The sequence below is a fragment of the Parafrankia sp. EAN1pec genome (assembly GCF_000018005.1).
Classification (GTDB): Bacteria; Actinomycetota; Actinomycetes; order Frankiales; family Frankiaceae; genus Parafrankia; species Parafrankia soli.
The window spans coordinates 3,162,962-3,186,518 of sequence record NC_009921.1 but is presented as its reverse complement, the minus strand read 5'-3'; the positions used below and the strand labels follow the sequence as shown (position 1 = coordinate 3,186,518).

Annotated in this window: 21 protein-coding genes; 7 read left to right on the top strand and 14 right to left on the bottom strand. The window is 68.1% G+C overall.

Features of this window, described 5'->3' with window-relative positions; translation table 11 throughout:
• Window positions 1-39: 39 nt before the first annotated feature.
• The 3 genes from FRANEAN1_RS13145 to FRANEAN1_RS13135 are packed head-to-tail and all read right to left on the bottom strand — an operon-like array spanning window position 40 to window position 3,120.
• On the bottom strand, window positions 40-1,218 hold the full coding sequence (locus FRANEAN1_RS13145; protein WP_020460280.1) for an amidohydrolase family protein: 1,179 nt from the start codon (window positions 1,216-1,218) through the stop codon (window positions 40-42).
• Between the two features lie 49 nt (window positions 1,219-1,267).
• Entirely contained in the window at window positions 1,268-2,101 is an 834-nt protein-coding gene (locus FRANEAN1_RS13140; protein ID WP_020460279.1) for an enoyl-CoA hydratase-related protein, read from the bottom strand.
• Complete coding sequence (locus tag FRANEAN1_RS13135; protein ID WP_020460278.1) at window positions 2,098-3,120, bottom strand: TIGR03617 family F420-dependent LLM class oxidoreductase; 1,023 nt, start codon at window positions 3,118-3,120, stop codon at window positions 2,098-2,100. Before FRANEAN1_RS13135 ends, FRANEAN1_RS13140 begins: the two co-directional genes overlap by 4 nt.
• Window positions 3,121-3,221: 101 nt before the next feature.
• On the opposite strand from FRANEAN1_RS13135, the gene FRANEAN1_RS13130 reads away from it, so the two are divergent.
• The 5 genes from FRANEAN1_RS13130 (at window position 3,222) to FRANEAN1_RS13110 (ending at window position 10,497) form a co-directional block, all read left to right on the top strand.
• Complete coding sequence (locus FRANEAN1_RS13130) at window positions 3,222-3,872, top strand: TetR/AcrR family transcriptional regulator (protein ID WP_041254114.1); 651 nt, start codon at window positions 3,222-3,224, stop codon at window positions 3,870-3,872.
• Complete coding sequence (locus FRANEAN1_RS13125; RefSeq protein WP_020460276.1) at window positions 3,869-4,921, top strand: hypothetical protein; 1,053 nt, start codon at window positions 3,869-3,871, stop codon at window positions 4,919-4,921. Before FRANEAN1_RS13130 ends, FRANEAN1_RS13125 begins: the two co-directional genes overlap by 4 nt.
• A 102-nt stretch (window positions 4,922-5,023) precedes the next feature.
• A complete protein-coding gene (locus FRANEAN1_RS13120) occupies window positions 5,024-5,800 on the top strand; it encodes a hypothetical protein (protein WP_020460275.1) in 777 nt (258 codons plus the stop codon).
• A 566-nt stretch (window positions 5,801-6,366) separates the two neighbouring features.
• Entirely contained in the window at window positions 6,367-7,971 is a 1,605-nt protein-coding gene (locus FRANEAN1_RS13115; protein ID WP_347177118.1) for a GGDEF domain-containing protein, read from the top strand.
• A gap of 171 nt (window positions 7,972-8,142) precedes the next feature.
• Window positions 8,143-10,497: a diguanylate cyclase gene (locus tag FRANEAN1_RS13110; RefSeq protein WP_347177117.1), complete on the top strand. Its 2,355-nt coding sequence runs from the start codon at window positions 8,143-8,145 to the stop codon at window positions 10,495-10,497.
• Between the two features lie 184 nt (window positions 10,498-10,681).
• Here FRANEAN1_RS13110 and FRANEAN1_RS13105 read toward each other — a convergent pair whose 3' ends face one another.
• From FRANEAN1_RS13105 to FRANEAN1_RS13065, 11 genes are all read right to left on the bottom strand, one after another.
• Window positions 10,682-11,539 carry an amidohydrolase family protein gene (locus FRANEAN1_RS13105; protein ID WP_041255822.1) on the bottom strand — a complete coding sequence of 286 codons (858 nt, stop codon included), beginning with the start codon at window positions 11,537-11,539 and terminating at the stop codon, window positions 10,682-10,684.
• A 2-nt stretch (window positions 11,540-11,541) separates the two neighbouring features.
• Window positions 11,542-11,682, bottom strand: a complete 141-nt coding sequence (locus FRANEAN1_RS40950) for a hypothetical protein (RefSeq protein ID WP_157472617.1) — start codon at window positions 11,680-11,682, stop codon at window positions 11,542-11,544.
• Window positions 11,679-12,335, bottom strand: coding sequence for a TetR family transcriptional regulator (locus FRANEAN1_RS13100; RefSeq protein WP_020460271.1), 657 nt, complete (start codon window positions 12,333-12,335; stop codon window positions 11,679-11,681). The genes FRANEAN1_RS40950 and FRANEAN1_RS13100 overlap by 4 nt, the downstream gene beginning before the upstream one ends.
• 62 nt (window positions 12,336-12,397) lie before the next feature.
• Window positions 12,398-13,261, bottom strand: coding sequence for a cyclase family protein (locus FRANEAN1_RS13095; protein WP_020460270.1), 864 nt, complete (start codon window positions 13,259-13,261; stop codon window positions 12,398-12,400).
• Complete coding sequence (locus FRANEAN1_RS13090) at window positions 13,254-14,837, bottom strand: class I adenylate-forming enzyme family protein (protein ID WP_020460269.1); 1,584 nt, start codon at window positions 14,835-14,837, stop codon at window positions 13,254-13,256. Before FRANEAN1_RS13090 ends, FRANEAN1_RS13095 begins: the two co-directional genes overlap by 8 nt.
• Window positions 14,834-15,892 carry a hypothetical protein gene (locus tag FRANEAN1_RS13085; protein WP_020460268.1) on the bottom strand — a complete coding sequence of 353 codons (1,059 nt, stop codon included), beginning with the start codon at window positions 15,890-15,892 and terminating at the stop codon, window positions 14,834-14,836. The genes FRANEAN1_RS13090 and FRANEAN1_RS13085 overlap by 4 nt, the downstream gene beginning before the upstream one ends.
• A 30-nt stretch (window positions 15,893-15,922) precedes the next feature.
• Window positions 15,923-17,137 (bottom strand): amidohydrolase family protein, encoded by a 1,215-nt coding sequence (locus tag FRANEAN1_RS13080; RefSeq protein WP_020460267.1) that lies wholly within the window; start codon window positions 17,135-17,137, stop codon window positions 15,923-15,925.
• A 1,799-nt stretch (window positions 17,138-18,936) separates the two neighbouring features.
• Window positions 18,937-19,251: a hypothetical protein gene (locus tag FRANEAN1_RS43295; protein ID WP_347177116.1), complete on the bottom strand. Its 315-nt coding sequence runs from the start codon at window positions 19,249-19,251 to the stop codon at window positions 18,937-18,939.
• A complete protein-coding gene (locus tag FRANEAN1_RS43290) occupies window positions 19,248-19,640 on the bottom strand; it encodes a transposase (protein WP_347177115.1) in 393 nt (130 codons plus the stop codon). The genes FRANEAN1_RS43295 and FRANEAN1_RS43290 overlap by 4 nt, the downstream gene beginning before the upstream one ends.
• Window positions 19,529-20,101 (bottom strand): transposase family protein, encoded by a 573-nt coding sequence (locus FRANEAN1_RS43285; RefSeq protein ID WP_347177114.1) that lies wholly within the window; start codon window positions 20,099-20,101, stop codon window positions 19,529-19,531. The genes FRANEAN1_RS43290 and FRANEAN1_RS43285 overlap by 112 nt, the downstream gene beginning before the upstream one ends.
• A gap of 334 nt (window positions 20,102-20,435) precedes the next feature.
• Window positions 20,436-21,065 (bottom strand): hypothetical protein, encoded by a 630-nt coding sequence (locus tag FRANEAN1_RS13065; RefSeq protein WP_020460264.1) that lies wholly within the window; start codon window positions 21,063-21,065, stop codon window positions 20,436-20,438.
• 424 nt (window positions 21,066-21,489) lie between these two features.
• Between FRANEAN1_RS13065 and FRANEAN1_RS13060 the strand changes: the two genes are divergently transcribed.
• Both FRANEAN1_RS13060 and FRANEAN1_RS38620 read left to right on the top strand, forming a co-directional pair.
• The gene (locus FRANEAN1_RS13060; RefSeq protein WP_347177113.1) at window positions 21,490-22,209 is read left to right on the top strand and encodes a hypothetical protein; all 720 of its coding nucleotides are present in this window, start codon (window positions 21,490-21,492) and stop codon (window positions 22,207-22,209) included.
• A gap of 684 nt (window positions 22,210-22,893) precedes the next feature.
• Entirely contained in the window at window positions 22,894-23,376 is a 483-nt protein-coding gene (locus FRANEAN1_RS38620) for a hypothetical protein (protein WP_198145498.1), read from the top strand.
• Window positions 23,377-23,557 lie beyond the last annotated feature (181 nt).

The window sequence follows — 23,557 nt, the reverse complement described above, 5'->3', positions numbered from 1 at the left end:
TGGTTCGCGCCGATGTGCTCGGCGCCGGCTGCCCCGCGGTCACAGCCCGAGGAGCGCGGCGGAGTTGCCCCGCATGATCCGAGCCTTGGTGGTGGCGTCGAAGCACTCGATCTCCTTGTCGAACTGGAGCGGTTCGGCCAGGCCCTCGGCGTGCGGCCAGTCCGATCCGAACAGGACGTGGTCGGCGCCGATGAGCTCGACCAGCCCGGCGATGTCGTCCTCGTAGTAGGGCGCCACCCACACGTGCTCGGTGAACGCTTCGACCGGGTTGCCGGAGAAGCTCTCCGGCGACTGGTTGGCGTACTTCTTCATCAGCCGCAGCAGCGGCTTCACCCAGGACGAGCCGTTCTCGATGCTCACCGCCCGCAGCCGCGGGTGGCGGGCGAACACGCCGTCGACGACGAGGCTGGCCATCGTGTCCTGGATGGCCCGCTCCCCGACGACGATCTTGGCGAGGACGTTCGTCTTCCCGAACGCCTCCAGGGTCGCCGAACCGCCCCACATCGCCGATATCCGGTGGTAGCCGCTGTCCCCCAGGTGGAACGCCACCGGTACGTCCGCCTCCGCGAGGCGCGCCCACACCGGGTCGTGCGCGGGATGGCCCAGCGACCGCCCGCTGGTTCCCGTCCCCGGTGCGGGCACGGGTGCGGGGCGGACGTGGACGATGCGCGCACCGAGGCCGAGCACCCGCTCCACCTCGGCGACCGCTGCCTGCGGATCAGCCAGGGAGATCAGCGGCACGGCGAACAGGCGGTCCTGATAGGAGTAGCCCCAGTCGTCCTCCAGCCACCGGTTGAACGCGTGCAGGCTGGCCATGGTCGCCGGGACGTCGTCACGCAGCGCTTCCTCGACTCCGACGCCCATCGTCGGGTACAGCACCGCGCCGGCCAGGCCCTGCTCGTCGAGTCGGGCTATCCGCACGTCGCGGTCGCGGTACTCCGGTGCCAGGGGTTCGACCTCCATCAGGGTCCGCCGGCTCACCCCCTCGGGCATGACCCCGCGGAAGTACAGGTCGAGGCAGCCAGGCTTGGTCACCGGATTGAAGGTGGGGTTGGGGATGAAGGTGTTGACCCGGCCGCCGATCACCACGACGACGCGCTTGCCCTTCTGCAGGACCTGCACGCCGCGTTGGGTGAACGCCGGGTCGAGGTGGCGGGTGAACGCGTCCAGCGGCTCGTAGTAGTGGTTGTCGGCGTCGATGGGGCGTTGGTCAGTCACGTCAGGTTTCCTTCCGTCGCAGTCTCAGCCATCCGGACGGCTGGGGCCGTCAGGGGGCCGGTCGGAGGTCCTCGAAGACCGGCGTGCGCTGGTCCTTCTGGGCGCACAGGCTCTCCAGGCAGTCGTCCGGGTGGTACATCCCGGCCTGCCACAGCGCGACGAGGTCGAGCCCGTCGTCGACGGCGTGGTCCCGGGCGTGATGGAGCGAGTGCTTGGTGCCCCAGACCGCCAGCGGGCTCTTCGACGCGATCTCACGCGCGATCTCCGAAACGGCGGCCAGGAGTGTGTCGTGGTCGTCGAACACGGCGTTGACGAATCCGACCGCCTCCGCCCGCGCGGCCGGTAGGCGCATCCCGCGGTAGGCCATCTCCCGGACGATGCCCTCCGGCATCACCTTCGGCAGCCGCTGCAGCTGGCCCACCTCCGCGGTGATGCCGAGGTTCGTCTCCTGGACCAGAAAGAACGCGTCGCGGGTGGCGTAGCGCAGGTCGCAGGCCGAGACCATGCCGAGCCCCGCGCCGACGCAGCCGCCCTGGATCGCGGCGATCACCGGGAGCCGGGCCCGTTCCAGCGCGGTGAACGTCTCCTGCAACACGCGGATGCCCTGGTAGAGCACCGCCCGCTTGCGGCCGGGCTCGTCACCGCCGCCGCCCGCCCGGAACATCCCACCGACGAACACACCGAGGTCGAGGCCGGCGCAGAAGTGCCGGCCGGTCGACGAGATGACGATCACGCGGGCGCGCGCCTCGCGGTCGATGTCGGTCACCAGCGTCCGCAGCTCGGCCCAGAACGACGGGATCAGCGAGTTCTTCTGGTCGGGCCGGTTGAGCCGCAGATGCGCGACGCCGTCTTCGTAGCGAACGTCGAAGCAGGTCAGACTCACAGGGCGGACTCCTTGATCTTGGTAATCACCGGCGTCCAGACGTCGGGGTCGTCCGCATAGGGCACGTTGAGACGTAGACCGGTCACGAGCCGGCCGAACCGATCCCGCACGACGTCCGCCAAGTGGCCCGCGTCGGCCACGACGGCGAGCGTGTGCAGGACCTCGTCGTCGACGAGGTTGGCCATCTCCTCCCAGCGCTGGTCCACCGACAGCCGGTGCGCCTCGCCGTGCAGCTCGCCCCAGCCGTGGTGGTCGAGGACGGCCCGGTAGGCAGGCGTCGAGGCGTAGAAGGCGAGCTGACGGCGCACCCGGTCGATCTCGGGCTCCAGGTCCCAGCCCGCCGGGCCCGTCGCGAGGAGCACCGGCAGGCACACCTCCACCGCGCCGCCGGCGCGGCCAGCCCTGGCCAGGCCGCGGCGCAGCGCCGGCAGTGTCACCTCGGCCACGTAGGAGGGGCTGGTGAACCCGTGGCACATCAGCCCGTCGGCCACCTCACCGGCGATCTCGGTCATCCGCGGGCCGACCGCCGCCAGGAACACCCGGGGCGGCCCGAACGGGTTCGGCCCGGGTTGGAACAGCGGGTTCGACAGCGTGTGCTGGTAGTACGCGCCCTCGAACCGCAGCCGGCCACCGGGCTGCCAGCTGCTCCAGATCGCCCGCAGCGCGAGCACGAACTCCCGCATCCGCGCCGCCGGATGCGACCACGGCATCGAGAACCGGCGGGTGATGTGCGCCTTCACCTGTGACCCCAGCCCAAGGACGAACCGCCCACCCGTCAGGACCTGCAGGTCGTTCGCGACCATCGCCGTCGTCATCGGGTTGCGGGCGAAAGCGACCGCCACATTGGTCCCCAGGTCGACATCCGCGGCGCCGGCGGCCAGCGCGAGCGGCAGGAACGGGTCGTGCGCCGCCTCCGCGGCGAACAGCCGGTCGTAGCCCACCGACGCCGCCAGCCGTGCTCCTCGGGCCGCCGAGTCCCGGTCGCCGAGCGAGTAGGCCAACCCGCCATCGATCTTCACCCAGCCTCCTACACCGTTCTGTGATCTCTCTGCTGTTCTGACCTTACGTCATTGTTCTGATGTTCCTACATCATTCTGGATTGGCACCATATGATTCTGGCATGGAGAATGCAATCGGTCCCCCGAGCCGCGTCGCCACCCGCATCGCGGCGCAGACAGCGGCCGGGCGGCGGCGACCCGACTACACCCACGAGGTGACCGAGCTGATCGAGGCGGCCCGCAAGGTCATCGACGCCACCGGCACCGCCGCGAAGGCGCGCGTCGCCGACATCGTCGCCGTGGCCGGCCTGTCCAACGACGCGTTCTACCGGCACTTCCCGTCCAAGGACGCGCTGGTCGCTGCCCTGATCGAGGACGGCGTCGAACGGGTCGCCGCCGTCCTCGCCCGTCGGATGGCCAGGGAGCCCTCAGCCGAAGGCAAGATCCGCTGCTGGCTCGACGGAGCGCTCTCCCAAGCCGACGAAACCCAGGCCGCGTCGACCTCGGCCGTCCTGTCGAACAGCACCAACCTCAACACCGGCTTCCCGACCGGTGACCACAGCGCGAAACGGCCGCTCACCGAACTCCTCCACGAGCCGTTCACGCTGCTCGGCAGCGCCGCCCCCGAACTCGACGCCGAGCTCGTCACCCACGCCGTCTACGGCAGGGTCAGCGGCCATCTCAAGGCAGGCACCCGCCCGACCCCCGACGAGGCGGAACGCCTCCTGCGGTTCTGCGTGTCCACAGCCCGCGACAGCGCGGCGTCGAGATGACCGGGCGGCACGTCTTCCGACCCGTCGGCCCGGACGAGCTGCGCTGGCACGAAGAACTCCCACCCGATCCGGCGTCGCTGTGCGACCTGATGTGGCTCGACGGCGACCTCGACAACGGCTACCAGATCGGCATCGGACTCATCCGCTGCCGGCCACTCGTCGGTGGCCTGCCCTCGGTCACCATCAAGGTGCTCCCGCCGTCCGGCGACGTCATCGAGGTCAACGAGACGTTCCAGTCCACCGACTTCGCCAGCCGACCCTTCGGCGGCCAGTGGGGTGGCCGGAACCGCATCGTCGGCGAACTCGACGCCCACGGGCGTCCCACCGGCTACACGCTCGAACTCGCGGTCGGTGGCATCGAGGTGGCCGTCAACTGCACGACTGTGTGCACAGGGCTGAAGTTCGTCGACCGCTCGCCGGGCTACACCGCCCACGACCCCGCGAACAACCATGCCGCCGGCTGGTGGCCTGTGATCCCGCGAGCCGCCTCGACAGGCACGATCACCGTCAACGGGACCGTCCTGGACGCCGCCGGCGCCTTCCACCTCGAACGCCAGGTCTCCTCGTTCCCACTCGGTGGGAACGCCGGCGAGAAGTCCGCCCAGTCGATCTGGACCTGGGGACACCTCTATACCGACGACTACACCGCGGTCTGGACCGACTCCGGCGCCTCCGAGCACTTCGGCTTCCGGCACTTCACGCCGTTCCTGCTCTGGAAGGGAACCGATCTGGTCCTGAGCACGTTCGCGTTCGCCAGCTACGTCGAACGGTTCGCCCTCAACCCCCATACCGGGCTCTCGATGCCCGCCGTCACGACCCTCAAGGCGTCCGACGGCCGCACCGACTTCTTCGCCCGGCTCCTACACCCCCGCAACTCCGAGCACGTCGAGCTCAACAACAAGCCGGGCTCGCTCTACTGCCGCCAGGTCAGCGAGGTCACCGCGCGACTCGACACCCCTGTGGGAACAGAACGCCTCACTGGGCGAGCCGTCCACGAATGGGGCACCCAGGCCGGCAACTTCCCGTTCCTGACAGCGACCGCGTCCTGACGACGCCATCGCCCTAGGACAGCGCCGGAATCCGGCCGCGAACATCCGCACGACCGCGGGCCCGATACCTGGCAACGGACCAGACCTCAGACAGGGGGAACGATGACCCAGACCACGCGCCGCGGCCATGCGGTCGTCGGCGAGATCGGGCTCGACCTCGATTTCGTCGGCGAGGAACTGCACGGCACCATCGACATCCTGCCCACCATGTGGACGCCGAACAGCACCCGGCCGAGGATCTCGATGGCGGCGAGCTGGGCGGACACCCAACTCGGCGTCCTCGCCATGCAGGCGTTCTCCCCTCGCTTCACCCTGACACTCGACCTCGACGTCCACCTCTTCGACGAGGTCACGGACCTCACCAGGTTGCGCACGGCCGCTCGGATCGTGAAAGCCGGCTCCACGGTCGTCGTGGCGCTCATGGAGTTCACCACCGACGACGGCCGTCGCCGTGTCGGGTTCAGTCACGGCACGTTCATGGCCGCGCCCAACCCCGCCCTGTCGGCGCCCACCGCCACACAGGCGTTGGCATCCTTCAGGTCCGGGCGGAGACCACTTGACGAGCCGATCGTCACGAGAGTCGGCTGCACCCGGACCAAGCCGGGTGAAGCGGTCATGCCGTACGCGTCGAAGCTGAACAACGGATCGAACGCCATCAACGGCGGCCTGCTCACCGTTGCCGTGGAGGAGGCCGCCCTCTCCGCCGACCCGGAACACCGACCTCTCGAATCCATGCACGTCCGCTACCTTCGGGCCGTACGCGTCGGACCGGCCGTCGCCCGTGCCGTTGTGCGCCGCGGCGTCGGACAAGTCGAACTCCGCGACCTCCACACGGACGCCCCCGCCCTGCTCGCCACCACCCGCACCGTGCGTGGCTGACCCGGGGCCTCCCACCCGGGCAACGACCGCCGAACTTCGCGCGGATACCGCGCTGGTCAGCCGGCTCCGCGAGGCGGTCGCGACGAACACCGGCCCCGACGGGTGGACCCATCTGTCGGCCGTCGGGTCAGCCATCCGGAAGCACCCCGCGGTCGTCCTGAAGGCCTAGGACTACTCCGTGGTCTTTGAGCTGGTCCCCGGTGACCTCGAGCTCGCCGTCATCCAGGCTCAGGACCAGCTACGGGCGTGGGCGTCGTGAGGCTGAGCGCGCTCGTGACTACTGCGAGGCCATGCTGCGTGGCCCGCGTTTCCACGCTGGCCTGTCCGGCTGCCGGTGGGCTGGTCGCGGTCGCTCTCTGCAGCCTGGTCGGATCCTTGTGTGTCGGCGATGGGAACCGGGCATGTCAACAGATGGCGCCGCAGTGCGCCGAGGGCTGGGCACTGCCGGCCTGTCGCGTTACACAGCCGAGTGATTACGTTGGGACGGCATGGAGGTCGTGGTGGCGGGGCTCCGCGTAGTCGGGGGCGTTGTGCCAGGCCTTCTGCGTTCGGCTGACTGGTCCCACGTGCCACGGTTGTTCCGGTACGCCTTGGCGGGCTGCCTGCTGTACGTCGGGCTGGCGGCTGTGTTCGCGGCGCTGCTGGCCCCGGGGCCGGCCGGGATCGCCACGACACTCGTCGCGTTCGCCTCCGAGGTCACCGCCGCAGTGGCCTGCTTCTGGAGCGCTCGGCACGCCGCAACGGATGATCGACGATGGCGGGTGCTCATCGGCATGTTCGTGGTTGGCCTCGCGGGAGGCGCCCTCATAACTGCGGTGACGTTGCTGAAGGGCGACCCGATCACGTCCGCTGTGACCTCGGAGTATCTGGGCCTGATTGTCTTCTACGGACTGGCGCTGGCAGGGCTGTTATGCCTGCCGACCTACCCGGTTGAGGGCCGGGGCGTGCGTGGGCGGGGAGGTGACCTGAGCCGTTGGCATGCGATCGTCGCGCTCGACAGCGTACTGATCGTCGGCTCGGTCCTTCTCCTGGAATGGGGGACGTCGCTGGAGGCGATCGCACGGGCAAGCGGGCCCGACCCTGCGCAGCTCCTCGGCGCGCTCGTCCACCAGCTGTCGGTGCTGATCCTCGCGGCGACTGTGCTGCTGATCGCGACGTTCCGCCGACCGCGGTCCCCGGCGACGTTGGCGCTGCTGGGCAGTGGCCTGCTGGCGTACGCCCTCATGAACATCATCGTCGTCTACCGCTTCGCCCACGGCCACTACGACCTTCCGGCGTGGAGCCTGATGCCGCTCGTCGTCTCCCTCCAGTTGATAGCCCTCGCCGCGCTGGCACCGGTTCGTGGCCCGGTGGATCGGGACAGTGCGGCCGCGCCCGGTCCGCGGGCGATGTGGGCGCATGCCGCCTTGCCGTATGCCGTGCTCGGCGTGACCAGCCTGTTGCCTCTTGGCAAGCTGGTGGCGGGCACGCCGCTCGACCGGATCGAGGCGTATGGCGCGGTGTCGCTCCTGGCCTTGGCGTTCACAAGGCAGATGATCACCATTGCCGAGAACACCCATCTGCTCACCGCGGTGAGGGAACGCGAGAAACAGCTGCACTATCAGGCGTTTCATGACCCCTTGACCGGTCTGGCGAACCGGGCGCTGTTCGCCCGACGCCTGCAGCGCGAAGTCGACCATGGCATCGAGCCGAGGAACGACGGCGCACCCACTGGCGGACAGGCCGCTGTCTCCGTTCTGTTCCTAGACCTGGACCAGTTCAAACGGGTCAACGACACGTTCGGGCACGCCACCGGCGACGAGCTTCTCAAGATCATCGCAGAGAGGCTGCGGGCCGGAACCCGCGCCAACGACACGGTCGCCCGCCTCGGTGGCGACGAGTTCGCGGTCATCCTCGACGGCGCCGGCCCGGACAAACCAGTCCAGATGGCCGAGCGCCTCGCGGCCGCGGTACAGACGCCTTGCCAGCTCGCGGGCCAGACCTACCTCCCACGCGCCAGTCTCGGCCTTGTCACCCTCGACCCCGACGCGCGACCAGCAAGCCCCGACAGCCTGCTCCACCAGGCCGACCTGGCGATGTACGCAGCGAAACGCGCCCAGACGAGCAGACTTGTCGTCTACGACCGCCACCTGACGGTCCGCCGCGGCCGCGATCAACCGTACCGTCACTAGTGCCGATCTGTCAGCACACGCTTGGACTTCGAGCGGCGGGCCACGAGCCACATTAACCGCTTTTCTCGCGATATTCGCCTAGGAGCTGGCCGAGTTTCACCCTGTTCAGTGGTGGGGTATGAGTTACCCGGACGATATCGGGCGCCCTCCGGCGCTACTGGACGGCAGGCGGTGACCTATGCGTCGTCAAGATACGCCATGACGACCGGGAGGCTCTTGCATTTACGCTACGCGGCGCCGATCTGCGTGGCGTACACCCTGGTTGCCATGGTGTGCGCGCTGGTTTTTCCTTTGGACGTTAGCGCGGGGATTGCCGCTTTCGCGGCAGCTCTTGCCTGCCTGGCGGTGGTGGTCGGTCTGGCGTGGACCGGCTGGCGCGCTCGGGGGGCCGACCGCCGGTGGAGGATGATCTTCGGTTTGGCTACCGGCCCGACAGCCGTGGTCGCGACTTGGCACGCCCTTTGGGCGGCCGAACATGGCTCGGCCATTCCGCACCAGTTTCCGTGGGCAGCGGGAGCGTTCCTGCTGATCATCGGGTTGAACTTGGCGGGTGTGCTCGCGTTCCCCACCGATCCGCTCGACGCCGGAGACAGCGCATTCGCTGTGGCTCGCGACGGATACCACTGGTACGTGATCACAGCGCTGGACAGCCTGGTGGTCGTCGGCTCGATGTTCCTGCTTGCCTGGTGGACAGTCCTGGAGCCGATCATCAGGATGCGACACCCCAGCGCCGTCGGGGTCGTGCTTAACACGGGAGTTGTTGCCGGTTACTGGATCCTGCTTACCGCCGCCCTGCTGCTGTCCACGTTCCGCCAGCCACGCTCAGGGCTCGCATTGGCCCTCCTCAGCGCGGGCGTGAGCGTGATGATTCTGACCACAACGATCGATCTCATCGTGGGCGCCTCGGGTGGGCACGGCATCCCGCCGATCGTCGACGTCGTCTCTGCTGCAGGCTGGCTCCTGGTCCTGCTCGCCTGCCTGGTCCCGATCCCGGAATCGCCCGTGCTCGTCCGGCGCGGCGGCAGCCCGCGGACACTGCGGACACGCGCCGCCCTTCCATACCTAGGGCTCGGAGCCGCCGGTGCAGTGGTGGTCGGCCAGGTGATCGTGAACAGTCCCATTGACCGAGTCGAGCGAATCGTGCTGATCGGACTGCTGCTGGTCGTCCTCGGCCGGCAGATCATGACCTTGGGTGAGAACGGCCGCCTCCTCGCGTCGGTCCAGACCAGCCGGCGGCAACTGCACCACCAGGCGTTCCACGACCCCCTGACGGGGCTGGCGAATCGAGCGTTGTTCGACGATCGTCTGCGGCACGCGCTCGCGTCCTGCAGTAGTCGACCATGCGCGCTGGTCTACTGCGATCTTGACGACTTCAAACGCGTGAACGACACGCTCGGCCACGCTGTCGGCGATGCACTGCTCAGAATCACCGCGGCGCGGCTGCGCAACGGCGTTCGATCAGGCGACACGGTCGCCCGGCTCGGTGGTGACGAGTTCGCGATCCTCCTCGAGGACCGCCACAATGGCCCAGAGCCGGAGGCGATATGCCGGCGGCTCGCCGCGATGATCCGGGCGCCGGCCCTGCTCGCGGGACGTTCTTATCCGGTCGGTGCGAGCATCGGACTCGTTGTCGCGAATGCCAACAGCGCGCCAACCGCCGATGCCCTCCTGCGGGACGCCGACATCGCCATGTATGCGGCGAAGAGACAGGGCAAGGGCGGTCTCGTCGTCTACCGACCCGACCTGTCCACACCCGAATCGGCCCCGCAGACACGAGCCGATCTGGAGCATGCGCTTCGCGGCGACGAGCGCTATGGAACGGTGAAAATCCGCTACGGACCCGTGGTCGATCTACGCACGGGGGACACGTCCGCCCTCGACGCCGAACCGCACTGGAACCACCGGGACCTCGGCGAGGTCGCACCCGACCTGCTATCACGGCTCGCCAACGAGGCAGGGCTGACCTTGCCTCTTGTCGGCTTTGTCCTGCGAGAAGTCTGCCGCGATCTGGCGGCGCAGGGTCCAGGGTCCGTGACCGCACCCGTCTTCGTCAGCGTTCCCATGAGCCGCGACCTCCAGGAGACACCCGTCGTCGATATCGTGGGTCTCCTCGCTGATCGTGGTCTGTCCCGTAGGGCGATCATCTTGGCACTCGCCGACGCCTATGGCATCCCCGACCTCACGGATGCGGCCACCGCGCTGCGACGGGTCGCCGACGGAGGGGTCCCTCTTGCCCTTGACGGAGTCGGCGGACACGCAAGCACCTTCGCCGCCTGGCACACACTGCCCATCCAGATCATCAGGCTCGACCGCTCCTTGACCGATCTTGACACCGGGCAGGCACACCAACGCACCCGCCAGGTCCGAGACGCCATCATTGGCGTCGCCGCCCAACTCAACCTGACTGTCGTCGCCACTGGGATCAACACCCCGATCCAGGCACGCGAACTCGCGAGGGCCGGCTGCCATCTCGGCACCGGCCCCCTCTACGATCCGTCTCGTCCCCTGGGTAAGGCATCGTGCTGAGGTGAGCGTGACCGAGGATCGTCTGCACATCGCGCGACGACAACCGAGCATCCCGGATCCGGCCCGGCCCAGCCCTTGGCGGGCCGCGGCCCTGTGACCCCCGCGCCGCAGGGGCGCTTCGAGCTCAGTGCCGGGGCGGCATGGCTCGGGATCCGCTTCGCCGGGGATGACCGGTGCGATGCGGTCAGGTGGTGGAGGCGTATCTGAGGACGCGAGCGGCGTTGTCGTGGAGGAACTTCGGCCAAACGTCGTCCTTGAACGGCACGTCGGGCAGTTCGGTGAACGTCCGTTCGAGCTCGATCCCGAACGGGAAATACCCACCATAGAGAATCCTGTCGGAGCCGCGGGAGTTCGCGTAGTCGATGATCGCCTGCGGGTAGTGGCGCGGGGCGAACGCGGTGGTCGAGTAGTAGAGGTTCGGCCACTTGAGCATCAGCTTGATCGCGAGGTCGACCCAGGGCTCGGCGCCGTGGCGCATCACGAAGACCAGCTCGGGGAAGTCGTAGCAGACCTGGTCGATCAGTTCGACCTTCTGCGGGGCCATCGGCACCCTGGGGCCGGGGATGCCGACGGAGACGAAGACGGGCAGGCCGAGGTCGACGCAGGTGGCGTAGACCGGGTACCAGTGACGATCGTCGATCGGAAGCTGTGGGCTGACGCCGGAGGGGAAGGTCGTGACGGCCCGGATGCCGTACTCGTCGACCGCGTGGTGGATGGCCCGGACAGCGCCCATGACGTCGTTGCCGTCCACCGCCAGCGACGCGGCGAACCGGTCGGGATAGCGCCGCAAGGCGACCTGGGTGGCGTCGTTCGTCAGGCTGACGAGACCGACGGCGATGCCGTGGGCGTCCATCTTGGCGACGGTCTCGTCGACAGCTTCCTCGACGGTGGCATCCACGGCGCGGTCTTGGGGGATGCCTTTGAACATGTAGCTGATCGGGTTGTCGCTGGAGCGCCGGTTTGGCAGCGCGGCGATGGGCGGGATGTTGTGGCTGGCCCGAAACCCGATCAGTGTGTCGATCACCCGCTGCGTGGTGGGCATGGTCACAGGTCTGCTTTCCTTTCTGCGGCGTCGCTGGGCAGGGCCTCGACGCCGGGCAGCGGGTAGCGGGCGTGCCGCGGGTCGAGGCCGGCGAACCGTGGAGCGCGGGAGCCTTTGCCCGGAGCCTCGCTGCCTGGTGTCATGTGCCTGCCTCACGGTCTCCGACGTCGGGCTGCGGGCAGAGACGGTGTGTCCACCCGTCGAGCAGTGCGTCGATCTGCTGGTGGAACAGTTCGTCGGGAGACGCGGTCGTTCGCGCGAGTGCCTGGGAGAGCGCTGGGGTGTCGTCGTCGGGCCGCAGGCCGACCCAGTCCTGTGGGCTGAGCCGGTGTGGGTTGAGCAGTGCCGACCCGTAGGCGAGCGTCTCGGCGCTGTCGATGACTGCGTGGGCGTGCTCGGCGGGGACTCCCTCGTCGACGAGCTTCGCGACGACCCGGTCGCGGTGTGCGAGGCCGAGTGGCCGCAGCAGCGCCGCCGGTGACATCAGCGGCGCCGTGTTCGGGTGGCGCAGCAGGACCTCCCGATACTGGATGACCGCGGTGCGCAGGTGCTCCTGCCACGTGAACGACTCGAGAGGCTCGGCGCCGACCTGGCCTTCGCGCAGGACGAGCATGCGGACGCCGTGCAGGATCGCGTCCTTGTCCTCGAAGTGGTAATAGAGCGACGTCCCGTTGATGCCGAGCTCGTCGCCCAGCCGCCGGATGCTGAAGCCTTCGAGCCCATCCCGGTCGATGATTTCGAGTGCCTTCGCGATGACGTCGGAACGGCTGATCGGAGGGGTTCTGACACGGGCCATCCGTCCATCCTGGTTGTCCGGCTGACGTCGTGTGGCCAGGGAATGCCCGGCTGGTGCGTGGCTCATCGGACGGCCAGCGGGTTGAGCGGGGTCCCGACGCCGTTGGTGATCTTCAGGGCGGGGGCGCAGAGCAGGAAGTCGTACACGCTGTCGGTGGCGCAGGCGTCGCCGAGGGCCTCAAGGTCGAACATCTCACCGAGCGTCATGCCCAGGTCGCGGATCAGCACGTAGTGCACGGGCAGCCGGGCGTTGGGATCTCCGCTCGGGTATTTCTCGACGGCCCAGTTGTCGACGGCGAGCGCCGCGACGTCGCGCTCGCGAAGCCAGCGGGCGCAGGCGAGCGTGAGCCCGGGCTCCTCGCCCATGAACTCGTCGGCCGACCCCTCGGTGAACCGCCGGGTCCAGCCGGTGCGCACGAGCAGGATGTCACCTGGCCCGATCCCGTGGTCGGCGGTCAGGCAGTCGACGCCGTGGAGCCGGGCGATGTCGAGCAGAACGCCTCGGCCGATGACGCCGCGCGCAAGTCGGTCGATCGACAGCCGCGCCGCGCCCCGCGCTGTGATCATCGATGCGGGTATTCCGTTGTAGCAGGTCTCGTCGTAGAAGACGTGCGCGAGGCCGTCCCACTGGGTCGCGCACTGCAACGGCATGAAGATGAAGTCGTCGGTGAAGCCGCCGCCGTCGGGGAAGCTGGACTGCCCGGTCATCGACATGAGGTGCACGGGATTGACCCGCCCGCCGAGCCCGGTCTGTGGTCCGTCTGCGCCCAAGGGGTAGCCGAGGTCGAAGACGCGGCCGGTGCGGACGAGCGCCGCTGCCGCGGCTACCCGCGCGTCGGTGATCAGGTTGAGCGTGCCGAGCTCGTCGTCGGCTCCCCACCGGCCCCAGTTCGACAGCTCGCGTCCCACCGCGCGGAAGTCAGTCATGCGGTCGTACTCCAGGCCCGTCGAACAGATCGGCCAGGTCGAGCTTGCGGACCTTGCCGGACGCCGTGAGGGGCAGGTGTTCGACCAGACACCAGATCCGGGGCACCTTGTAGTGGGCGATCCGGGTTGCCACGAAGGCTTCCAGCTCCTCGGCGGTCGCCGTGCTGCCTGGCGCGAGCTGGACGGCCGCCGCGACGGTCTGGCCGTCGCGTTCGTCGAGGACACCGAGCACGGCGGCGGCGGCCACGGCCTGATGGCGCAGCAGCGCGTCCTCGACCTCGATCGGGTAGATGTTCTCGCCCTTGCGGATGATCACTTCGCGGGCGCGGCCGTGAATGGTGATGACGCCGGCGGTGTCCATGGAGCCGAGGTCGCCGGTGTGCAGGAACCCCTCGGGGTCAAGCACGTCGGCGGTGGCCGCGGGCATCGCGACGTAGCCGTCCATCATGACCGGGGAGCGCACGCACACCTCGCCGATGGTGCCGACCGGGACGACCTCGCCGGACCCTACATGGACGATCTTCACTGTGGTGTGCGGCACGGGACGCCCGACGGTCATCGCGATCGTCATCGCGTCGTCGTCGGCGTCCGTGCTGGTGATCAGCGGACATTCCGACTGTCCGTAACCGATGGACGGGACGGCGGCGAGCTCGATGCGCACGCGGTCGACGAGCGCCGGCGGCACGCTGGCACCCCCGAGCCCTACCCCGACGACGCCGCCGGCCGCTTCGGCGATCCGCGGATGGTCCAGCAGGGCGTAGAGCATGGTCGGGACACCGCCGATGCGGGTCGCACCGGTCGGTCGGAGCAGACCGACGAGGGCGTCGACGTCGAACCGGTCCATGACGACGTAGGCGCCGCCGACGCTGAGTGCGCCGAGCACCATTACGCACGACCCGCCGACGTGGTGGAGCGGCACCGGGTTCAGCCACACGTCGTGCGGCCCGGCGTGTCCGTTGCGGGCGCGGAAGTAGCCGCTATGCAGCGCGGCCCGGTGGCTCAGCAGCGCCCCTTTGGCCCGGCCCGTGGTGCCGGAGGTGAACTGGATCAAAAACGGCGCTTCGGCCCCCACCTCGGGCAGGGGTCCGTCGTCGTCCGCGAGCGTGCCAAGCTCGTGCAGGCGGAGCGTCGGCGCGGGGCTGTCGAGCGCACAGGCTCGGTCGTGGAGGTCCACGCCGCGGCCATCCAGACCGCTGAAGATCAGGGAGGGCGCGGTCAGCGCGATGGCGTGCTCGAGCTCGCGGTCGGTCCAGGCGGGGTTGAAGGGGGTCAGGACGAGTCCGGCCAGCGCGCAGGCATACTGCAGCACCACCCAGTCGAGACTGTTGCGCGACCAGACCGCGACCCGGTGGCCCGGCGCGGCGGCGCGCAGCAGGGACCGCGCGGTCCGCTCCGCTCGGTCGCGAAGGTCGGCGTAGCTCATCCGCCCGATCCGCTCGCCGTCCGGCCAAAGCAGCGCGACGCGGTCACCCTGGTCTGCGGCTCGCTCACGCAGCAATGTGCCGATCGACCCGGCGAGCAGGGGCAGCTCGTCGTGTGCAGGCCAGTAGGAGTCGGTCAGCCCCGTGCCCGTCATGGCCGCTCGGGAGTTGCCGTGAGGAAGGGAAAGTTTCCCGCCTGCGTGCCCCACTCATGTACCGCGCGGCCGGTGAGCCGCTCGGTGCCGCCGGGGCCGTCCAACCGGGCCTGCACCTCGCTGAGCTGCCGGCTGTAGAGCGAACCAGGCTTGTTGTTGAGCACGACGTGCTCGGAGTTCCGCGGCGACAGCAGGCGCGCGAAGAACTCCGTGCCACCGTCCGCTGCCTTCAGAGTCGTCACCGCGGGCATCGCCAACCCCGTCCGCGGGTTGATCGTGAATCGTTCGACATAGCTGGCGAAGGCGAACGTGCTCAGGACCAGTTCGGAGCCCCGCCAGAGCAGGAACGGGGTGAAGTGGCGGTACCCGAACTGCGCAGACGCCCCGGAGTCCGTCCAGACGGCGGTGTAGTCGCCGGCATAGAAGTGCCCCCAGGTCCAGATGGACTGGGCGGATTTCTCCCCGTCACTGCCCCCCAAGGGGAAGGACGAGACCTGCCGCTCGAGGTGGAACGCCCCGGTACCGTCGACCGGGAGGCCGCGGACCGTGATGTGCCCGGTCGAGGTGGCCCGTGGGATCAGCGGCCACCACCCGGCCGCGTGCCGCTGGACGGGGTCGTAGGCCGTGTAGCCCGGCGACGCGTCGACGAATTTCGCGCCTGTGCAGACGGCGCGGCAGGCCACGTCGACCTCGATGCCGCCGACCGACAGGACGAGCCGGTATCCCGTTGGCCGCCCGTTGGCGTCGAACTCCCCGACGATGCGATTACGGTCGCCCCATCGGCCGCCGAACGCGTCGCCGTCGAAGTCCTCCGGTTCGAAGGTCTCGTTCACTTCCAGGACGTCGCCGTCCGGCGGGAGGATCTTGATGGTGACGGCCGGAAGCCCGTCGGCGAGCGGGCGGCAGCGGATCAAGCCGATCCCGATCTGGTAGCCGTTCTCCAGATCGCCGTCGAGCCAGAACAGGTCGACCAGCGACGCCGGATCGGCTGGCAACTCGTCGTGCCACCGCAGTTCGTCGCGGCCCACGGGCCGCACAACATACCGCGCGCTCATGCGACTCCTCTCGCGATGGGATGTGGTCGGTCAGCGTGGGGCAGCGGTCAGCGCCGCGGCGTTGTCGCGCATGATGCGCCGCCGGTCGGCGGCGTCGAAGCCCTCGAGGGCCGTCAAGAAGTCCAGCGGCTGCGCGACGCCCTCGAGATGTGGCCAGTCGCTGCCGAACAGCAGACGCCCGGCGGGCATGGTGCGGGCGATCTCCTGCACGTTGTCCTCCCAGAAGGGAGTGATCCACACGTGCTCCCGGAACTGCTCGACAGGATCGATCTTGTACCAGCCCGCCGTTTGGGTATGGCCCTTGTGGAGACGGGCCAGCAGCGGCGCCACCCACGCACCCCCGTTCTCGATGGACGCGAAACGCAGGCCTGGGAACCGTTCGAACAGCCGATGACAGATGATCGCCGCGTAGAAGTCCGGCACCGCGCGCTGCGAGGCGACCGCCTTCTTCAGCGGGGAGTTGAACAGCATCCGCCACGACGTGCTGGACTCCCACATGTCCGCGAGGAAGTCGTAGCCGTCGTCACCGGCGTGCGGGGCCATGACGATGCCCGCCTCCTCGACCCGCGCCCAGAACGGGTCGAACCGCTCGTCGGCGGGAGACGCCGTCCCCTCGGCCGTGTACACAGTGCCGTTACGCATGGTGATGACCCGAGCGCCGCGGCTGATGCACCACTCCAGCTCCCGCACGGCCCAGTCGACGTCGGAGAGCGAAAGGTACGGAGCGGAGAAGATCCGGTCCTGGTAGGCGAAGCCCCAGTCGTCGTCAAGCCACCGGTTGAACGCCGAGAAGGTCGCCAGAGCGGCCCGGATGTCGGGTTGGAACGCCACCTCGAGACCGACGGACAGCGTCGGGAAGAACCAGGCCGCGCCGACCCCCTGGTCGTTCATGACCGCTAGACGCACGTCCCGGTCCCGGTACTCGGGCCGGATCTTCTCCAGATCACCCACCAGTGTTCGCACGTCGGCACCATCGGCGTTGACGCCCTTGAAGTACTGATAGAGCGCGCCCGGCTTCCCGATCGGGTCGAAGGTCGGGTTCGGAATGAGTTCGAAAAGCTTAGCGCCGAGCATCAGGCGCTTGCGTCCGTTCAGGTCGATCCATCGCGCGCCGCGGTTGGCGAACTCTTTCGGAAGGTGGCGCGTCAGCGCGTCCACGGCTTCGTAGTAGTGGTTGTCGGCATCGAACACCGCATATCCGAGGCGGGGATCGATCTCGACGTCGGGCTGCGATGTGGTGGTCACGCCCACGCCTCCTTGTCCATCAGCGTCCGGACCGCAGAACTCCTGCCGTCCACACCCGTTCCTTGTCAGGGCACGGCCTCGCGCGGGCCAGGACGGCGCCGCACTGCACCAGCGCGTCTGGCGGCTCCGTCCCGCCCTCGGCTACCCGAGCATCAGGCATGATCGGTGACCTGTCAAACAGTGTTGGACAGAGCGACTCGATGCCGCCCGGCCCTGCCGCCACAGCCCTGGCGACAGGTGGTTCACGGACGAAGTGCGCCACGAGGCGCTTGTGCGCCGTCAGGCGCTGAGGATCGAAGGAGGTGCAAGACCTTCTCGCCGGATCGTCGCAGCGGTCCGGCTGAAGCTGAACGCAGCCGTGCGACGTGAGGTCGCGTGACGGGAGTGATCGCAACGGCCGAGGGATCGAGGGAGGTGACGTTCGACGTTGCGATCGGGCGAGTGTCCAGACGCTCTCCCCGCCGCAGCATGCGACCTGGGTAACCGGGTGGTGTGAAGCCCGCGGAAGAGCCCAAGGATTCCTGTGCCATCCAGGCGTTACCGGCTGGGGAAGACCGGACGGGTGAACGTGCAGTGAATTTCCGTATGCGTGAATATTGCCCTGCACGGGATGGAAACGGCTGCGGGAGTCCGGTACTACACCTCCGGCAGGAACGCCGGGGCTACGTTCCCGGATCCCCGGTGCTGGTGAGGTACGCCGACGATCAGCTGGTGCTGCGTTACAGCTGGGAGCAGGCGCAACAGGTCAGACAACAGCTCTCGGAATGAATGAAGCCGCGTGGTCTGGCGTTCAACGAAGACAAGATCCAGATTGTTCATCTCACTCAGGGATGCGACTTTCTCGGCTTCAATATTCGCCGCTACGGGAGCAAGCTGCTGATCAAACCGAGCGCTGAAGCCGGCGAATCCGGCGACGACTGCGCACCGAGGTCCGTGTCCGTTACGGCGGCAGCGCGGCTTCGGTAGTGGCGAACCTGGCCCCGGTGATCCGGGGATGGGCCAACTACCAGCGGCACGTCGTGTCCAGCAAAGAGTTCTCCAGACTGGACGACTACATGTGGAAGCTGCTGTTCAAATGGGCGGTTCGCTCCCACCCGAACAAGCCGAGACGCTGGGTGGTCGACCAGCACTTCGGCAGGTTCAATCAGTCACGGAACAACCGGTGGGTGTTCGGTAGCCGGGCGACCGGCGACTGCGTACCCAGATTCTCCTGGACTAAGATCGTGCGGCATGTGGTGGTCAAGGGCACGGCGTCTCCGGACGACCATTCCCTTGCTCAGTACTGGGCAGACCATCGCCACAGAGAGACCCCGCCTCCGGTAAATTCTCTCGGCATTCTCCTGCTTAGGAAGCAGGAAGGTCGATGCCTGGAATGCGGAGGCTTTCTCCTGCACGCCTACGACCGGCCGCGGTCCCCGGAATAATGGCTGGCAACGATCAGGATGGGGATCCGCCACCAGCGGATCGCCGTTCCAGGGGAAGAGCTCGACGACCGGCGCATTATTCACGTTTCCTGCCTACCCCAAGAAAAACGGGTAGTCGCGGGGAGCCCGGTATCTCCACCTGTAGCGTCAAGTAGGACTTGCTTGAGCCGCTTGCGGTGAAAGCCGCCTGGGCGGTTCTGAGGGGCCCCGGCGCAGAACTACGCCGGAGCTACCCGACTGCCCCGGGGGACGTCGGGGAGGGTGGGAAGCAGCGCTGACAAAGCCGGGACGGCCTGGACCTGCCAGGGCTCTTGCAAGAACGCGTCATGACCTTAATGGCGTTGGATGTCGGGTTCAGGCGGAGTGGCGGGTTTGTCATGGGAAGCCGTGGAGGTTGAGTGCGGCGGTCGCGGTGACGTGGTCGAGGCGGCCTTCGGGGATGTAGCGGTAGCCCACGGCGCGGATCGCGGTGATCACGGCGCCTCGGAAGATCGCGAGGGCTGCGGGGCCCCGGCCGGTCCTGCTGGTGGAGGCGTCCTCGCCGAAGGTCACGTCGCGGACGTAGTGCTGGCGGTCCTCGATGTGCCAGCGCTGGCGGGCGAACATCGCGAGCAGCGCGGCCCCTGCCTGCTCGAAGGTGAGGCTGGTGATCCCGTAGGCGGTCTCGCGGGTCGCCGGCCTGCCTTTCACCCGGCGCCAGCGGTGGATGCGGATCGCCTGGGCCGCGTGCGGGAAATCGACGTGGGCGACGGTGGCGGCCTTGAGGCCGCGGGTCTCGTCGCGGCCGTGGCCATGGTCGCGGGTGGTGGCGCCGGTCGGGATGTCGGCCCAGGGCAGGCCAGGAACGCCCACATCGTCGGCTGATTTTTCTTGATCACGGCAAGGTAGTGGGCGTTCTTCGCGGTGACCAGCCAGTCGAGGTTGGCGCGCACGGTGTGGAGGGCATCGGCCGTGACCAGCACGTTCGTCAGGTCAAGGGGCCGTAGCAGCCGGCGGAACACCGTGGTCTCGTTGGTCTTGGCATCGACCTGACCGAGCAGCCGCCCGTCGCCGTGGCTGACCGCGCCGACGAGGTGCACCCGGCTGCCGTCGGCGCGTTTCGCGTGCCGGCTGGTCTTGCCGCGACCGCGACCGCCGACACCGGCGCCACGCGTTCCCGGGTAGCCGCATCCGCCTGGGCGGCGGCGGGTTCCTGCTGCCCGCAGGCTTCCTCCTCGGCTGGCGGGTTCGGGTCGAGCGGTGGGTCGAGCAGGGCCACGGCGAGTTCCCCGTCATCCACGGCCGCAAGGAACCGGTGGATCGTCGCGGCGCTCGGCAGCCGGTAGCCGTCGAACGGATCCCACGGCAGGCGCAGCCGCGCGCGTTCCTCGTCACTGGTCCGCCTCAGCCACCCGCGGACCGCCGACACCCGGTCGTGGCCCGCCGCCGTCAGCGAGCACAGCCACACCGCGGCCAGGCACCGCAACGGGTAGACCAGCCCGCGAGGCGACCGCTGGTCGGTCACCAGATCGAGCCGCTCCCAGATTTCCGCACGCGACACGTCGCCGGCTCCCACCACACCGGCAGCGGCGCGCGACAATGCGCCCACAGGCACGCCGCACTCCAGACCACGAGGACATAAGACATCTCCGTGATCTACAAGTGGCGTGCCTGTCCCTTTGCCCGCGACACGTGGTCCAGCCGTGCCCGCACTCCCGCACACCGCCCTCTACCAGGACCGATCAGCCGAACCTGACAGAGCGGGCCGATCCCATCAAATCGCATCCTTGCAAGAGCCCTGCTGGACCTGCCAGACGGGTCGGGTCCGGCGAGCGAGACCAGAGGGTATACGAGAGGAACCAGAGTGGTAAAGCTCCGTAAGCGTGGCACCGGCTTCAACCTGGTGGATACAGGCCGGGGTGCAGTGCACGGGTCGCTTGGTGAGTGGCTCGACTCCGTAGCCGACTTGGCGTGTCGGTGGGGAGGCCACGATGAAGGTCTGCGGCGTAGTCGTGGCGATGCTGCCGGGGCAAAGCTGGGTGCCGAACTGGTCGATCGATTCTCAGTGAACACAGGAACCATCCCGCGACGTTCCCGCTGCCCGGAATCCATCCGGGGCCCGGCCAACCGCGAGCCGCGGCGACCGCGCGCAGCGCGGCGAACTGGGCAGCGAGCTGGTGCAGCGGCTCACCGCCGGCCGGCTCGTCTGCGGGGTAGAGCGAAAAAGGGGAGGTGTACTTCGCCTCGAACACGACCACCGTCGTCCCGGCGGTCACCACCACGTCCGGCTCGACCCGCATCCCCGGTAGCTGAGGCACTTGGTAACTCGGCCACAGCAAGACTTGCGCACGGTCCAACGTCTCCGGATCGACCGGCACGTCGACGGCGGCGAGCACCGTCCCGAGCACCCGCCGGTAGGGCAGGTGGCGGATCGCGCCGAACACCGCGTCGGTCAGCGCGTCCTCGGAGCGAGCTGACGCTGTCCCAGCGGCGGGATCCAGCTTGCCGGCCAGGATCGCGAGCATCGACCCAGTATGACCAACTCGATCTTGGCCCCGTAGACAAGGGCCGGTGGTCAAGGCATCGACGGGCGTCGGGATCTCTGGCCGGCTCGAGGCGGAGGGCGCACCCGGCGCGGCGCCAACATCACCAAAGCGACACTACATATACGTGTAGATCACGAAAGTGCAGGTAGAGCGCATGTGGGTTAATGGTTCGTGTCGGCCGGGGTAGTTGAACCCCCACACCCCATACATGCAGGTCAGAGACCATGCTGATCTCTTTAGGCTGTGTCCGAGGGGGGACTCGAACCATTACCCCACCACCGGTCACTCTGTCCGGTGAGCTCATTCTCGCAGGTCACGCGGGAGTTGAGCAGTGAGCGCCGTGGCCTCTACTCCCCTACCCCGCCCAGATGGACGGCCGGTCGCTCTCCGCGCGGTCACCACCTTGATCGCCACGGTCGTCGCACTCAGCTTCCTGTTCGGGCTCGGCAACGTCTGGGCGCTGGGCATCAGACTCGGCGTCCCCGCCTACATCGCCCCTCTCGTCGCCCCGGCCGTCGATCTCTCGGTGATCGCGCTGCTCGTGGCCACCCGCCAGCTTGCCCTGGCCGGCGCCAGTCCCGCGCAGATCCGACCCGCCCAACGCCTCCTAATCTTCTGCAGCGTCGTCACCCTTGCCCTCAACACCGCGGAACCGATCCTCGAAGGTCACTACGGCCGCGCCGCCTTCGACGCCGTCGGCTGCTGCCTCCTCATCGGCTGGTCCCACATCGGCCCAGCACTCCTCCAAGCCCTGCAGACCACCAGCGCCGCCGAAGGTTCGCCCCAGTCCCAAAGCACCACTACAGCGAGCGCCGCTGATCAGCTGAATTCGGCTGCGCCGGACCGCCAGGTGCCGAACCCCCGGACGCCGGCCGATACCAAAGAGAGTCGGCAGCAGAAACGTGCCTCCGAACAGGACCTCCTTCACCGAGCCCGCGCCGAAGACACCCTCCACTGGGAAACCCACCACCGACCGATCTCAGCCGAAACCCTCCGCAAACGCCTCCGCATTGGAGCTGACACCGCGCGTAACCTTGTCACCCAGCTACGAAAAGACACCCGCACGCAACTCGACACAGGAACTCCCGGCCAGACTTCCAAGAACGTAGTCAACGACTCCTGATACAGAGCAGCGACGTCGACGACCGGAGCCACCAATCGATCGGCGACGCGGGCAAACGTGTCTCCCGAGCGCCGCGCCTCTGGCGCGCGCTCGGGGGGCTCGAACCTCGGTGGACCTAACGCAACACAATAAGAACCGCTTGATCTTGGTTCAGGGTCCCGAGATCACCGTCCGACCGGTCTCCACGAGGCTCCTAGCCAGGGGCGATGCCCAGTGAGCGCCCGGCCAGCAACCTCGCCAGCCGGATCGAACACACGTTCCGTAGACCTGGTGGGTCCGAACGGCACCGCCCGCATGGTGACAGTGATCGTCGGAACGTCGTCCACCTCATCCCACGCGGCCCACAGCGCGAGTTGCCGTTTGTCGAGCGCGGGGTAGGCGGTGATCGCTCGCTGGAGGCGGGCGAGTAGTCCACTAGGGTCTCCGCAACCGCGGACGCACCATGCCGCGGCGTCGTACTCGGCGGGACCGAGGAACCCGATCGGATCAAGCATAGCCCAGCCGTAGTCGCCATTAAGCAGGGTGTTCACGGACCGGATGCCAATCACCGTGGAGCTGGACGGGACGGCCGCGGACCTCCCGCAGCCTCTTCTCGCCCGCCTGGGGGCTCCTCTTGACCATTTCCGTCGAAACACCAGGGCGCCTTCGAAAAAGACGCTTCGTGCGCCCCTGAAGAAGATCGACGTGGACGCTCTTGACGCGACCTTCGGCGCCTGGCTGTGCGCGCAGATCGCCCGAGGACGGGTTGCCCTTGCGATCGACGGCAAGGTCCTGCGCGGCGCCTGGTCCGGCGATGAAAGCGTGACCGCCGCATATCTCCATACCCACGTCAGGGGAAACTGGGGCATCGAGAACGAAGTTCACTACACCCGCGACGCAGCCTGGCGTGAAGACGCCAACCCCACCTACACAGGGAACACCAACCATGCCCTCGCGAGTTTCCGCAACCTGGCCATCGGTGTGATCGGTCTCAACGGAACCAGGAATATAAAGAAACCCTCGAACATGTCGCCGCCGACCGCTACAGAGCCCTCCCGCTACTCGCTGCCACCTGCAACAGATCGCACGATGAGTTGCCTTGCCGAGGCCCTGCGTGAAGGCCCCCGCCGTCAGCGGTCGCCAGAAACAGCGGCATTTCATCGGGAGAGAATCAGGCGATCTTCCTGAATAGCGGGAAAGGGTCGTCCAGCGGACTCGAAGTACCGAGGTGATCCCTGGAGGTCCCCGCAGCCGCCGACTACACTGACCAACGGCCGCTCCCGACGACGTGTTATCTGGAGACATTGTGGCGCTCACCGACAATACGCTCGAACAATGAGTCGGGAGGGTGGCCGGGCGCGAGTACGTC